General features: G+C 73.1%; 14 protein-coding genes. 11 read left to right on the forward strand and 3 right to left on the reverse strand.

Annotation, left to right across the window (positions count from 1 at the left end; all coding sequences use genetic code 11):
- The 7 genes from VF825_RS13360 to VF825_RS13390 all read left to right on the forward strand — a co-directional run.
- Positions 1-1294: ATP-binding cassette domain-containing protein (locus tag VF825_RS13360; RefSeq protein ID WP_331114081.1), on the forward strand; the 1294-nt coding region annotated here is incomplete at its 5' end.
- A 202-nt stretch (positions 1295-1496) separates the two neighbouring features.
- On the forward strand, positions 1497-3392 hold the full coding sequence (gene dnaK / locus VF825_RS13365) for a molecular chaperone DnaK (RefSeq protein ID WP_331114083.1): 1896 nt from the start codon (positions 1497-1499) through the stop codon (positions 3390-3392).
- Complete coding sequence (grpE, locus tag VF825_RS13370) at positions 3392-3985, forward strand: nucleotide exchange factor GrpE (RefSeq protein ID WP_331114085.1); 594 nt, start codon at positions 3392-3394, stop codon at positions 3983-3985. The genes dnaK and grpE overlap by 1 nt, the downstream gene beginning before the upstream one ends.
- Before the next feature lie 29 nt (positions 3986-4014).
- On the forward strand, positions 4015-5052 hold the full coding sequence (locus VF825_RS13375; protein ID WP_331114087.1) for a DnaJ C-terminal domain-containing protein: 1038 nt from the start codon (positions 4015-4017) through the stop codon (positions 5050-5052).
- A 1-nt stretch (position 5053) separates the two neighbouring features.
- On the forward strand, positions 5054-5509 hold the full coding sequence (locus tag VF825_RS13380; RefSeq protein ID WP_331114089.1) for a heat shock protein transcriptional repressor HspR: 456 nt from the start codon (positions 5054-5056) through the stop codon (positions 5507-5509).
- Positions 5506-5766: a hypothetical protein gene (locus VF825_RS13385; RefSeq protein ID WP_331114091.1), complete on the forward strand. Its 261-nt coding sequence runs from the start codon at positions 5506-5508 to the stop codon at positions 5764-5766. Before VF825_RS13380 ends, VF825_RS13385 begins: the two co-directional genes overlap by 4 nt.
- A 52-nt stretch (positions 5767-5818) precedes the next feature.
- Positions 5819-6376, forward strand: coding sequence for a VanZ family protein (locus VF825_RS13390; RefSeq protein ID WP_331114093.1), 558 nt, complete (start codon positions 5819-5821; stop codon positions 6374-6376).
- Here VF825_RS13390 and VF825_RS13395 read toward each other — a convergent pair.
- Positions 6346-6876, reverse strand: a complete 531-nt coding sequence (locus tag VF825_RS13395; protein ID WP_331114095.1) for an O-acetyl-ADP-ribose deacetylase — start codon at positions 6874-6876, stop codon at positions 6346-6348. The two genes, VF825_RS13390 and VF825_RS13395, sit on opposite strands and share 31 nt — an antisense overlap.
- 113 nt (positions 6877-6989) lie before the next feature.
- Between VF825_RS13395 and VF825_RS13400 the strand changes: the two genes are divergently transcribed.
- On the forward strand, positions 6990-8405 hold the full coding sequence (locus VF825_RS13400) for a hypothetical protein (protein WP_331114097.1): 1416 nt from the start codon (positions 6990-6992) through the stop codon (positions 8403-8405).
- A 9-nt stretch (positions 8406-8414) separates the two neighbouring features.
- On the opposite strand, the gene VF825_RS13405 is transcribed toward VF825_RS13400, so the two are convergent.
- Both VF825_RS13405 and VF825_RS13410 read right to left on the reverse strand, forming a co-directional pair.
- Positions 8415-8744, reverse strand: a complete 330-nt coding sequence (locus VF825_RS13405) for a multidrug efflux SMR transporter (RefSeq protein WP_331114099.1) — start codon at positions 8742-8744, stop codon at positions 8415-8417.
- A 130-nt stretch (positions 8745-8874) separates the two neighbouring features.
- Complete coding sequence (locus VF825_RS13410) at positions 8875-9000, reverse strand: hypothetical protein (protein WP_331114101.1); 126 nt, start codon at positions 8998-9000, stop codon at positions 8875-8877.
- 183 nt (positions 9001-9183) lie between these two features.
- On the opposite strand from VF825_RS13410, the gene clpB reads away from it, so the two are divergent.
- From clpB to VF825_RS13425, 3 genes are all read left to right on the forward strand, one after another.
- Positions 9184-11751, forward strand: a complete 2568-nt coding sequence (gene clpB / locus VF825_RS13415; protein WP_331114102.1) for an ATP-dependent chaperone ClpB — start codon at positions 9184-9186, stop codon at positions 11749-11751.
- Positions 11752-11865: 114 nt separating this feature from the next.
- A complete protein-coding gene (locus VF825_RS13420; protein WP_331114104.1) occupies positions 11866-12558 on the forward strand; it encodes an LppX_LprAFG lipoprotein in 693 nt (230 codons plus the stop codon).
- On the forward strand, positions 12539-13351 hold an 813-nt coding region (locus tag VF825_RS13425), incomplete at its 3' end, for an MFS transporter (protein WP_331114106.1). The genes VF825_RS13420 and VF825_RS13425, both read left to right, overlap by 20 nt.

Consider the following 13351-nt stretch of genomic DNA (forward strand, 5'->3'; position numbering starts at 1 on the left):
GGCATCGGCGACGTGGGGCTCGGCCGACCTCGCGGCGCGGGTCGGCTGGGTGCCGCAGCAGGCCGAGCTTGCCGTCGTCGGGCGCACCGTCCGTGACGACGTGCTCGCGACCGCCCGCCGTCTCGGGCAGGACGAGGCCGCGGCTGCCGCCCGGGCCGACGGCCTGCTGGACACCCTCGGGCTGGCCCATCTCGCCGGCGCCGACCCGCACCACCTCTCCGGCGGGGAGATGCGCCGGCTCGCCCTGGCGGGCGCCCTCGCCCACGGCCCCTCCGTGCTCGTGCTCGACGAGCCGACGGTCGGCCAGGACCGGCTCACCTGGGCCGCGGTGGCCGGCGTCGTGCTCGCTGCGCGGGAGGTCGGTCTCGGCGTGGTCGTCGCCACCCACGACCCGCACCTCGTCGCGCTCGCCGACCGCGAGGTGCGGCTCACCCCGGCAGCCACCCCCGCAGCCACCCCGGTCGCCGTGCCAACCGGGCCGGACGTCCACACCCCCGAGCTAGACGTTGCTGCCCCTTCGGCGGCCGCGAAGGGGCAGCCCCGTCCAGCTCGGCGCCCAGAGGGACACCCGGCGCGGCCTCGAGCGGTGCGGTGGGCCGGGCTCGCTGCGCGGAGCGGTCCGCTGTCGGCACTGCTCGCCTCGGCCCTGCTCATCGTCGGCGCCCCGTTCATCCGCGACCTGCGCACGGCACTGCTCGCGCTCGCGGCCGAGCTGGTCCTCGCTCCGCTGGTGCTGGGCCGCATCCGCACCCCGTTGCGGTCCCTGGCCCCCGGGCTGCTCGCCGTCGTCTCGGTCGGCTTCTCCAACTCGCTGCTCAGCGTCGACCACTCCTGGGCCTCCGGCGCCACCGCCGGGCTCCGGGTCGCCTTCTTCGTGCTCCCCGGGGTCGCCCTCGCGGCCCGCATCGACCCCTCGGCGCTGGGCGACCACCTGGCCCAGCGGGTGCACCTGCCGGCCCGGCCGGTCATTGCCGCCGTGGCCGCCCTGCAGCGGTTCGACGCCCTCGGCAACACGTGGGACCAGCTGGCCCGGACCCACCGGGTCCGCGGCCTGGCGCCGGGTCGCTCCCCGGTCGCCCGCGCCCGGCACGTCAGCGCCCTGACCTTCGCGCTGCTGGTCCAGACCCTGCGTCAGGCCGGGCGGATGGCCGTGGCGATGGAGGCCCGGGGCTTCTCCCGCCGCGGCGGCCGGACGTGGGCCGAGGCAGCGCCGTGGACGGCGGCGGACACGGCGATGACCGCGCTGGGACTGGCCGTGGCCGGCATACCGGTGCTGCTGTCCGTGCTCGGCTGACCTCCCAGAGGAACCCTGCCGCGCGGACCGCCGGTGCGCGGGAACATTCACCCATCGCCCGAAGTTGAGCCGAGTGGACGCAAGTTTGCGGAGCCCGGGTTTGACAAGACCGGGCATTTCCTCGCAGATTGAGCGTCAGGCACTCAAGGCTTTGAACCACCCGTTCAGCATCAGCTCGACCCTCAGGAAGAGGAGAACCACCATGGCTCGTGCGGTCGGCATCGACCTCGGCACCACCAACTCCGCTGTCGCCGTCCTCGAGGGCGGTGAGCCCACGATCATCGCGAACGCCGAGGGAGGCCGGACCACCCCGAGCGTCGTCGCGTTCGCCAAGAACGGCGAGGTGCTCGTCGGCGAGATCGCCAAGCGCCAGGCGGTCACCAACGTCGACCGGACCATCCGCTCGGTCAAGCGCCACATCGGCACCGACTGGAAGTCCGCCGACATCGACGGCAAGCAGTACACCGCCCAGGAGATCAGCGCCCGCGTGCTGCAGAAGCTCAAGCGCGACTCCGAGTCCTACCTCGGCGAGCCCGTCACCGACGCCGTCATCACCGTCCCGGCGTACTTCGACGACGCCCAGCGCCAGGCCACCAAGGAGGCCGGCGAGATCGCGGGCCTCAACGTCCTGCGCATCATCAACGAGCCGACCGCGGCCGCGCTGGCCTACGGCCTCGACAAGGGCAAGGAGGACGAGCTCATCCTCGTCTTCGACCTCGGTGGCGGCACCTTCGACGTGTCCCTGCTGGAGGTCGGCAAGGACCCCGAGGACGGCTTCTCCACCATCCAGGTCCGCGCCACCAACGGTGACAACCACCTCGGTGGTGACGACTGGGACGAGCGCATCGTCAAGCACCTGCTGACCACGGTGAAGAACAACACCGGCGTCGACCTGGCCAACGACCGGATCGCGATGCAGCGTCTGCGCGACGCCGCCGAGCAGGCCAAGAAGGAGCTCTCCTCCTCGAGCAGCACCAACATCAGCCTGCAGTACCTCTCGATGACCGAGAACGGCCCGATCCACCTCGACGAGACGCTGACCCGCGCCCAGTTCGAGAAGCTGACCGCCGACCTGCTCGAGCGCACCAAGGCCCCGTTCCACCAGGTCATCAAGGACGCCGGCATCTCGGTCAGCCAGATCGACCACGTCGTGCTCGTCGGTGGCTCCACCCGCATGCCCGCCGTCTCCCAGGTCGTCACCGAGCTGACCGGCGGCAAACAGCCCAACAAGGGCGTCAACCCCGACGAGGTCGTGGCCGTCGGCGCCAGCCTTCAGGCCGGTGTCCTCAAGGGCGAGCGCAAGGACGTCCTGCTCATCGACGTCACCCCGCTGTCCCTGGGCATCGAGACCAAGGGCGGCCTGATGACCAAGCTCATCGAGCGCAACACGGCCATCCCGACCAAGCGCTCCGAGGTCTTCAGCACCGCCGACGACAACCAGCCGAGCGTGCTGATCCAGGTCTTCCAGGGTGAGCGCGAGATCGCCCAGCACAACAAGCCGCTGGGCACCTTCGACCTGACCGGCATCGCCCCCGCCCCGCGTGGCGTGCCCCAGATCGAGGTCACCTTCGACATCGACGCCAACGGCATCGTGCACGTCTCCGCCAAGGACCGCGGCACCGGCAAGGAGCAGTCGATGACGATCTCCGGCGGCAGCGCGCTGCCCAAGGAGGAGATCGAGCGCATGGTCAAGGACGCCGAGGCGCACGCCGCCGAGGACCACAAGCGGCGCGAGGAGGCCGAGGCCCGCAACACCGCGGAGCAGCTGGTCTACTCCACCGAGAAGTTCCTGGCCGACAGCGGCGACAAGATCCCGGCCGACGGCCGTGGCGAGGTCGACGCGGCGCTGGCCGACCTCAAGGACGCGCTCAAGGACGGTTCCGGCGCCACGCCGGAGGACATCTCGGCCAAGACCGCGAAGCTGTCCGAGGAGTCCCAGAAGCTCGGCACCGCGATGTATGCCGCCGCGCAGGCCGAGGGGGAGGGTGCCGGGTCCGCCGGGGCCGGCTCCGCCGACGGTCAGCACGCGCACGCCTCGGCTGACGAGGACGTCGTGGACGCCGAGGTCGTGGACGACGAGAGCGAGAGCAAGAAGTGATGTCGGAGCACGACAAGACCACCGCCGCGGGGCCGGCGCAGTCCGGCCCCGCGGGCGGGGGCCCCGTGGACGCCACCCCGGCCGCCGGGGCGGAGGCCGCCGAGGCCGCGACCGAGCCCGCGGGCTCGGAGGCCCCGCCGGTCGAGGAGGCGGACGTGCACCCCGACACGACCCTGGCGGCCGAGCGGCTGCTCGACCTGCAGCGCCTGCAGGCCGAGTACGTCAACTACAAGCGTCGCGTCGACCGTGACCGTGACGTGGTGCGCGAGCAGGCCGTGGCGTCGGTCATCGAGGCGCTGCTGCCGGTGCTCGACGACATCCACCTCGCCCGCCAGCACGGCGACCTCGAGGGCGGGCCGTTCGCGGCCATCGCCGACAAGCTCGAGGCGACCCTCGCCCGGTTCGGCGTGCAGCGCTTCGGGGAGCCCGGTGAGGCGTTCGACCCGAACCTGCACGAGGCCCTGATGCACACCCAGGCCGAGCTCGCGCCGGGCACCGAGGTCACCACGGTCGTCCAGGTGCTCCAGCCCGGGTACCGTTCCGGCGACCGGGTCGTGCGCGCCGCGCGCGTGGCCGTCGCCGACCCGCAGTAACAGACAGACCGACGAAGGGAGGGACCCCGATGGCAAGCCAGGACTGGTTCGAGAAGGACTTCTACGCGATCCTCGGGGTCCCTGCCGACGCCGACGCGGCGGCCGTCAAGAAGGCCTACCGCAAGCTCGCCCGCACCCTGCACCCCGACCAGAACCCCGGGGACGAGGCGGCCGAGAAGCGCTTCAAGGAGATCGGGGAGGCCTACGCGGTCCTGTCCGACCCCGAGGAGCGCAAGCAGTACGACGCGATCCGCTCGATGAGCCACGGCGGCCCCCGGTTCACCGCCGGCGGCCCGACCGGGGGCGGCGCCGGGTTCGAGGACCTCTTCGGCAACCTCTTCGGCGGGGGCGGCGGCAACGTCCGCTTCAGCACCGGTGGAGGGACCCGGGGTGGCGGCGCCCAGCCCGACCTCGAGGACATCCTCGGCGGCATGTTCGCGGGCGGCGCGGGCGGCGGCGGCTTCCGCGGCCAGCCCGGCTTCGGCTCCCGCTACGGGGCGCCGGCCGGCCCACGCCCCGGCACCGACGTCACCGCCCGCACCACGCTCGGCTTCCGGCAGGCGGTCCAGGGCGACACCATCACCCTCTCGACCGGCGACGGCGGCCGCATCACCACCCGCATCCCGCCGGGCGTCAAGGACGGCCAGCAGATCCGGCTGCGCGGCAAGGGCAGCCCGGGCGACCAGGGTGCCCCGGCCGGCGACCTGCTGCTGACCGTCCACGTGCAGCCGCACCCGGTCTTCGGCCGGGACGGTGACAACCTCACCGTCGACCTGCCGGTCACCTTCGCCGAGGCCGCCCTCGGTGCCACCGTCGCGGTCCCCACCCTGTCCGGTGAGACGGTCAAGGTCCGTATCGCGCCCGGCACGCCGAGCGGGCGGGTGCTGCGGGTCAAGGGCCGGGGGGTCAAGCGCAAGGACCACCACGGCGACCTGCTCGCGAAGGTGAGCGTCGTCGTACCCCAGAAGCTGTCCGACGAGGCGCGCCGGGCCGTCGAGGCCCTGCGCGAGGAGGATGCCGGACACGACCCGCGCGCCGAGCTGTTCGAGCGCGCGCGACGGGACTGACATGACCGCCGGGATGGGCGGGTTCGCCCCCGACGACGAGGCACCGGTCTTCGTCATCTCCGTCGCGGCCCAGCTCGCCGGCATGCACGCGCAGACCCTGCGGCAGTACGACCGGCTCGGCATCGTCTCCCCGTCGCGCACCCGCGGCGGCGGCCGGCGCTACTCCGCCCGCGACATCGCCCTGCTGCGCGAGGTGCAGCGGCTCTCCCAGGAGGAGGGCGTCAGCCTCGCCGGCATCCAGCGCATCCTCGAGCTGGAGAACCAGGTGCGGGCGCTGCGCTCCCGGGTCGGGGAGCTGACCGAGGAGCTGCAGGCGATGCGCGACGCGGTCGGTCTCAGCGGCCGCGTGTTCGCCGTCGGCCGGGCCGGCGAGGTCGTGGCCGTGCGCCCCGGGCAGCGGCCGATGCGCAGCTCCAACGGATCCCAGGCGCTCGTCGTGTGGCGGCCCGGCCGGTGATCGAGCACCTGCTGGTGCTGCCCGACCGCGACCTGGCCGAGGAGGTCGCCGAGGACCTGCTGGGCGGTGGCCACCTCGAGGTCCGCGTGGTCCGCGAGGCGCTGTCCGGGGAGGACGACGCCGAGGACCACGAGTGGGCGGTCTACGTGCTCGACGGCGACGACGTCGACGAGCGCTCGGCGCGGGCCCGGCTGGAGACCCTCGCCCACGCCCACGGCGGGTGGTACGACGCCGACCCTCACGGGCACGGCCGCTGAGCCGTCGCGAGACGGGTGCGCCCGAAATGTCCGGGTCGCCTACGATCCGCGGATGCACATCCTCGGCTACCGCGTCCCCGCCCTCCTCCCGCCGGGCATGCTGGTCGCCCTGCTGCTGGCGCTCGTCGTCTACCTCGTCGTGCGCCGTCGCGGCCACTCCTCGCGGGCGTGGCTGTCGGCGCTCCTGACCGCCTGGACCGGGATGGTCCTGCTGGCCACCCTCGCCCCGCAGCGCCTCGGGGCCATCCAGATCGCCCGGCACGGCCGGCGGTACTGCGCCGTCCTGCCGCACCTGAGCCCGTGGGGCGCCCTGCAGGACGACCAGCGCCTGCTCAACGTGCTGCTGTTCATCCCGCTCGGGGCGCTGGTGTTCGTCTTCCACCGGCACGCGGCGGTCCGGGTCGCCGCGATGGTCGTCGTCCTGCCGATCGTCATCGAGACGGTGCAGTACGTGGTCGTCTCGCTGCACCGCGCCTGCGACGGCACCGACGTCGTGGACAACTGGATGGGCCTGGCCATCGGGCTGGTGATCGGCCTGGCGGTGGCCGTGCCGGTGTGGGCGGTCCGCAAGCTCCGCCGTCAGCTCAGGGCCCGGGTGAACGCCGCGTAGGTCCGCGCGCCGAACAGCACGAACCGCACCAGCTCCAGCCCCTCGTGGTGGGCCGCGCCGCGGACCGCCGCGACCGCGATACCGGCGACCTCCTCGGCGTCCCAGCCGTAGATCCCGGCACTCACGGCAGGGAAGGCGACCGAACCGGCGCCGATGCGGGCGGCCTCGGCCAGGGAGGACGTGAAGCACGAGGCCAGCAGCGCCGGGTCGGTCTGCCCGGCGTGCCGGTTCGGTCCGACCGTGTGGATCACCCAGCGGGCCGGCAGGTCCCCGGCACCGGTCGCCACCGCGGCGCCCACCGGCAGCCCCTGCGGGTATGCCGTGCGCCGCACCTCCCGGCACTCCGCCAGGAGCGCGGGGCCCGCCGCGGCGTGGATGGCGCCGTCGACGCCCCCGCCACCGAGCAGGGAGCTGTTGGCGGCGTTGACGATCGCGTCGAGGGCCTGGGCGGTGATGTCTCCCTCGACCGCCTCGATGATCGGCGTCTGCTGGCGTGCCATGGCACTCAGGCTAGGCGTGTCCCCGGGCCGGGACATTGCCCAAACCGCCCCGAGGGGGCGCCGGCTGGTGGTTGGATTCGCCTAGCCAGCCGCCCGACGCCCCCGGAGACCGCGTGACCGCAACGATGCTCAGGGCCCGGGGAGTGCTCCTTCGGTACGCCGGCTGGGCCGAGTCGTCCCGGTGGCGGCTGTGGGTGGCCATCTTCGTCCCGGTGGTCGGGCTCTACCTGCTGACGCTGCGCACCGACATCTGGGACCTGAGCCCGGACCCGACCGGCGTCACCCCGTCGGCCTGGGCGCTCGCCCACCACGGGACCCCGGTGCTGCCCCGCCACCTGTGGCCGATCATCAACCCCTGGTGGGTCGACGTCGGCGGCGGGAACGTCGTGAGCAACCGGACCCCCGGCCTGATCTACCTCGCGGCGCCGTTCTACTGGGTGATGCGCTTCGCCGGACCGGAGGACGTCGTCCCGGCGTCGATCGAGGCGGCGCTGCTCACCGGGGCCGCCATGGGCACCCTGGCCGTGCTCGTTCGCCGACTGGCGACGCCACGCACCGCGCTGGTGACCGGACTCATCGCGGCCACCGCGACCACGACCTGGGCGGTCTCCGGCACGGCCCTGTGGCCGCACGGCCCGGACCAGCTCTTCCTGTGCCTGGCCATGCTCTCGCTGGCGGCCCAGGCGTCCGGTCGCGCCGGACTGGCCTTCGCCGCGGCCGTGCTGGTCCGACCGTCGCTGGCGATCGTCGCCGCGGTGACGGGAGGCGTGCAGTCGTGGAGGGCACGATCGCTGCGCCCCGCGGTGGTCATCGGCGCGGTGACCGGTCTCGGCCTGGCGCTGTTCATGCTGTACTCCGCGCACCACTGGAGCGTCCAGGTCACCTCCGGCGGTGAGGCCATCACCCGCGGCGCGGTCAACGGCACGTCGACCCACGGCTACGAGCACCAGCTCAGCAACAACTCCCTGGCGACCTGGGGCGGCTTCCTCGTCAAGGTGCTCGGCGCGCTGGTGTCGGGGGAGCGCGGCGTGCTGGTCGGCGCGCCCTTCCTCCTGCTGCTGGCCCCCGGTCTGCGGGCCGCCTGGAGAGATGCCCCGGCATGGGTGCGGTCGAGCGCCGTCGGCGGCCTGCTCTACCTCCTCGTCCAGCTCAAGGCAGAGGTGTTCACCGGCGGCATCTGCTTCTGGAGCTACCGCTACACCCTCGAGACGTTCACCCTCTGCGCCCCGCTGCTCGTGCTGGCGTGGACGGAGTGGACCAGTCGCACCCCGCGCCGGCGTGCCGCGTTCTTCGCCCTCGTCAGCATCGCGGTCTCCATGCAGGCGGTCGGCGCCATGTGCTTCCGTGGGCCGTACGACACCTCGCCCTGGCTGTTCGGCAACCTGGTCACGGTGCTGCAGGGGCCGTTGGCGGTCTCGGCCATCGCGCTGCTGTTCAGCGGCGTCGGGGTGGCGGCGCTCATCCTGCGCCAGGGCTGGCGCCGGACGGGCGCCTCATCGCCGCCGCGTGAGGTCGTCGGGTCCCGCTGACCGACGCGCTCAGGCGCGGCTGACGCCACCGCCGAGCTGCATCACCACGACGCCGATGACGACCAGGACGATGCCTGCGACGGTCACCGGACGGACCGGCTCGTCGAAGAGCACCACGCCGCCGATGAAGGCGCCGATGGTGCCCAGGGCCGACCAGATGGCGTAGACCGGGCCGACGTTGAGCGAGGTGAGGGCCTTGGCCATGAGGCCGAAGGAGAGCAGGTAGCCCACGACGACGATGACCGAGGGCCAGAGCCGCGTGAAGCCTTCGGAGCCGCGCAGGGAGAGGGTGGCGCACACCTCGAAGGCGATGGCGAGGCCGAGCAGGACGTAGGGCACGACTCCGATGGTGACAGGGACGGCGGGCGTCAGCGAAGACAGGTCATGCAGGCGCGTGTCCCCTGGCCCTGGCCCGGCTCCGGACACGCCATGGAGACCCGCCGGCTCCGGCGGGCCTGGGGCGGGGCCCTCAGGTGTGCCAGGTGACCCCGAGCGCCGTGACGGTCGCGGTCAGCCCGCGTTCGTGGACGACGGTGTGGTGCCGTCCGCAGAGCAGCGCCAGGTTGCCCAGGTCGGTCGGGCCGCGCCGAGCCATTCGACCACTGACACGGTCGCCCTCCTGCCGGGTCGCCAACCGGCGGCCATCGACTCTGTGCGGCGCACCCCGGGAGGCGGTACAACAGGAACCGCCCGCGAACTGAAGTTGAGCGGAATACACTCAACTTTGCCTGCTGTTGCACAGGTGACGTCCCACTCGTTCCCGAGGAGCCCGACCACCATGGACCTTCAGCTCACCACCAAGGCCCAGGAGGCCTTCTCCGCCGCGACCCGTGACGCCGCCGCGGCCGGTCACCCGCACGTGGAGCCCGCCCACCTGCTGCTGGCGCTGACCCGGCAGACCGACACCACCACCGGCCCGCTGCTCGACGCGACCGGGTCCTCCCTCCAGGCCGCCGCGGCCGCCGCCGAGCGCCACCTCAAGACCCTGCCGTCGGTGAGCGGCTCCAGCCTCAGCGCCCCGAGCCTGTCCCGCGCCGGACTTGCCGTGCTCGAGAACGCCCGCAAGCAGATGGAGTCGATGGGCGACTCGTTCGTGTCCACCGACCACCTGCTGCTCGCCATCGCCCAGACCGGCGACTTCGGCCTCGACGGCGCGGCGATCGCCGCGGAGATCCCCAAGCTGCGCGGCGGCGCGCGGATCACCACGCCGGACCCCGAGGCGACGTATGACGCGCTGGCCAAGTACGGCACGGACCTCACCGAGGCAGCCCGCGAGGGCAAGCTCGACCCGGTGATCGGCCGCGACGCCGAGATCCGCCGCGTGGTCCAGGTGCTGTCCCGGCGCACCAAGAACAACCCCGTCCTCATCGGCGAGCCCGGCGTCGGCAAGACCGCCGTCGTCGAGGGGCTGGCCCAGCGCGTCGTCGCCGGCGACGTCCCGGAGTCGCTGCGCGGAAAGCGCCTGGTCGCCCTCGACCTGGCGGCGATGGTCGCCGGCGCGAAGTACCGCGGCGAGTTCGAGGAGCGGCTCAAGGCCGTGCTCGAGGAGATCCGTTCGGCCGGCGGCCAGGTCATCACCTTCATCGACGAGCTGCACACCGTCGTCGGCGCCGGTGCGACCGGCGAGGGCGCCATGGACGCCGGCAACATGCTCAAGCCGCTGCTGGCCCGCGGCGAGCTGCGCATGGTCGGCGCGACGACGCTGGACGAGTACCGCGAGCACATCGAGAAGGACCCCGCCCTCGAGCGCCGGTTCCAGCAGGTGTTCGTCGGCGAGCCCAGCGTCGAGGACACCATCGCGATCCTGCGCGGGCTCAAGGAGCGCTACACCGCCCACCACAAGGTGGCCATCGCCGACAGCGCGCTCGTCGCCGCCGCAACCCTGTCGAACCGATACATCACCGGCCGCCAGCTGCCGGACAAGGCGATCGACCTCATCGACGAGGCCGCCTCGCGCCTGCGGATGGAGATCGACTCCTCACCCGTCGAGGTCGACGAGCTGCGCCGTGCCGTCGACCGGCTCCGGATGGAGGAGCTCGCCCTCGAGCGCGAGACCGACGAGGCCAGCCAGGAGCGTCTGGCCAAGCTGCGCCAGGACCTCGCGGACCGCTCCGAGCAGCTCGCCGCCCTGACCGCGCGCTGGGAGCAGGAGAAGGCCGGCCTCAACCGGGTCGGTGACCTCATGGCCCAGCTCGACGACCTGCGCACCCAGGTGGAGCGGCTCCAGCGCGACGGCGACCTCGCCGCCGCGTCGAAGATCCTCTACGGCGAGATCCCCCCGCTGGAGCGGGAGCTCGCCCAGGCGCAGGCGGCCGAGGCGACCTCGTCCACCGCCGGCGGCGAGGCACCCATGGTCAAGGAGGAGGTCGGGCCCGACGACATCGCCGACGTCATCAGCGCGTGGACCGGCATCCCGGCCGGCCGGCTGCTCGAGGGCGAGACCGAGAAGCTGCTGCGCATGGAGGAGTTCCTCGGCCGCCGGCTGATCGGCCAAGGCACGGCTGTGCGTGCGGTCAGCGACGCCGTGCGCCGCAGCCGCGCCGGCATCTCCGACCCCGACCGGCCCACCGGTTCGTTCCTCTTCCTCGGCCCGACCGGCGTCGGCAAGACCGAGCTGGCCAAGTCCCTGGCCGACTTCCTCTTCGACGACGAGCGGGCCATGGTCCGCATCGACATGAGCGAGTACTCCGAGCGGCACTCCGTAGCCCGCCTCATCGGCGCCCCGCCCGGCTACGTCGGCTACGAGGAGGGCGGTCAGCTGACCGAGGCGGTCCGCCGCCGGCCCTACTCGGTGGTCCTGCTCGACGAGGTGGAGAAGGCCCACCCGGAGACCTTCGACATCCTGCTGCAGGTCCTCGACGACGGCCGGCTCACCGACGGCCAGGGCCGCACGGTCGACTTCCGCAACGTGATCCTCGTGATGACCTCCAACCTCGGCTCGCAGTTCCTCATCGACCCGACGCTGCCGCAGGACGTCAAGCACGAGGCCGTGATGAGCGCGGTGCGCACGTCGTTCAAGCCCGAGTTCCTCAACCGCCTCGACGAGGTCGTCGTCTTCGACCCGCTCTCGACGGAGGAGCTGAGCCGGATCGTGGACCTGCAGGTTGCGGCCCTGGCCCGCCGCCTGTCCGATCGCCGGATCGCCCTCGAGGTCACCGACGCGGCCAAGGAGTGGCTGGCCATCACCGGCTACGACCCGGCCTACGGCGCGCGCCCGCTGCGCCGCCTGGTGCAGACCCAGATCGGCGACCGCCTCGCCCGGTCACTGCTCGCCGGCGAGGTGCGCGACGGCCAGACCGTGGTCGTCGACCGCGACGGGGAGCAGGACGGGCTCACCCTGAGCTGACTCACGGGAGCAGACCGGTATGCCGGGTGGCGGCGCAGTAGGACCGCGCCGCCACCCGTGCGTCAGGACCCGGTCCCCGGTCCGGCCCGGGCCGCCACAGGTAGCGTGAGCCGCATGCGACGGCACGCGCGGGCCCTGGTGGCCGCCCTCACCCTCGGCCTGGCGCTGACCGGCTGCAGTGGCGGCGGCGACACGGCCACCAGGCAGAGCCCGGCCCAGCAGCTGGCCGCAGCGAAGAAGTCGGTCGACGCCGCGCGCTCGCTGCACCTGGTGCTGCGCTCCTCCGGCATCCCCGCCGCTGCCGGGGGCGTGATCGGGGCGGACGGCGTCGGCACGCACGACCCGGCGTTCAAGGGCACCCTCGACGCCCGCATCTCGGGGATCCAGGCCAAGGTCGACGTGGTCGCGACCGGCGGCCGGCTCTACCTCAAGCTGCCCTTCACCACGACGTTCGCGCCGGTGGACCCCAAGCAGTACAACGCCCCCGACCCGGCCACGCTCTTCTCCGCCGACAAGGGGCTGTCCACGCTGCTCACCGCGACGCAGAACCCGACGCTGGGCGAGAAGAAGCGCCAGGGCAGCGAGGTGCTGCAGACGGTCAAGGGCACCATCCCCGGCAAGGACGTCGTCGCCCTGCTCGGCAGCGGGGACGCCAACGGCACCTTCGACGCGACCTACGGCATCACCGACCCCGGTGGGCAGCTGCGCACGATCAGCCTGACCGGTCCGTTCTTCAGCGGCGCCCGCTCGACCTACTCGCTGACCCTCGACCACTACGGCGCGCCCGTTGAGATCTCCCGGCCCTAGGGCGCTGCTGGCCCTGGCGTCCACCGCGGTCGCGCTCGCGGCCGCCGACACCTACGTCGTCGTGGTCGCGCTGCCGGACATGATGTCCGGTGTCGGGCTGGGCGTCGACGCGCTCCAGAAGGCCACCCCCATCGTCTCGGGCTTCCTGCTCGGCTACATCGCCGTGCTGCCGCTCATCGGCCGCCTGGCCGACCTGCTGCCGCGGCAACGGATCCTGCTCGCGTGCCTGGCCGTGTTCGTCGTCGGCTCCGTGGTCACCGCCACGGCGGTCGAGCTGCCGGTGCTGGTGGGTGGGCGCGTCCTGCAGGGCATCGGCGGCGGAGGCCTGGTTCCGGCCACGCTCGCGCTGGTCGCCGACCTGTGGCCACCGGGCCGCCGTGGCACCCCACTCGGGGTGGTGGGTGCGGTGCAGGAGCTCGGCAGCGTTCTCGGGCCTCTGCTGGGCGCAGCCGTGCTCGCGGTCGCCGACTGGCGGGCCATCTTCTGGCTCAACGTCGTGGCCGGGCTGCTGCTCGCCGCCGGGCTGTGGCGGGCGGGCGCTCCCGGACGGCCACGCGTCCTGCCGCTGGTCGTCGCCGTCCTCGCCACCGTGCTGGGCCTGCTCACTCTCATCGCACCCGAGCGCCTGGTCACCGGCGTGACCACCGGTATCCCGTTCGTCCCCTTCACGGGCACCTCCCGCCTGGCGACCCCGATCGGGGTCGCGACCGGCGTGCTGCTCCTGGTCCTCGCCACGCTGACCGCCCGGTCCTGGAGCGCGGTGCTGCGCCAGGCCGACGTGCCCGGCGCGGTC

The organism is Oryzihumus sp. (assembly GCF_036391795.1).
GTDB lineage: Bacteria > Actinomycetota > Actinomycetes > Actinomycetales > Dermatophilaceae > Oryzihumus.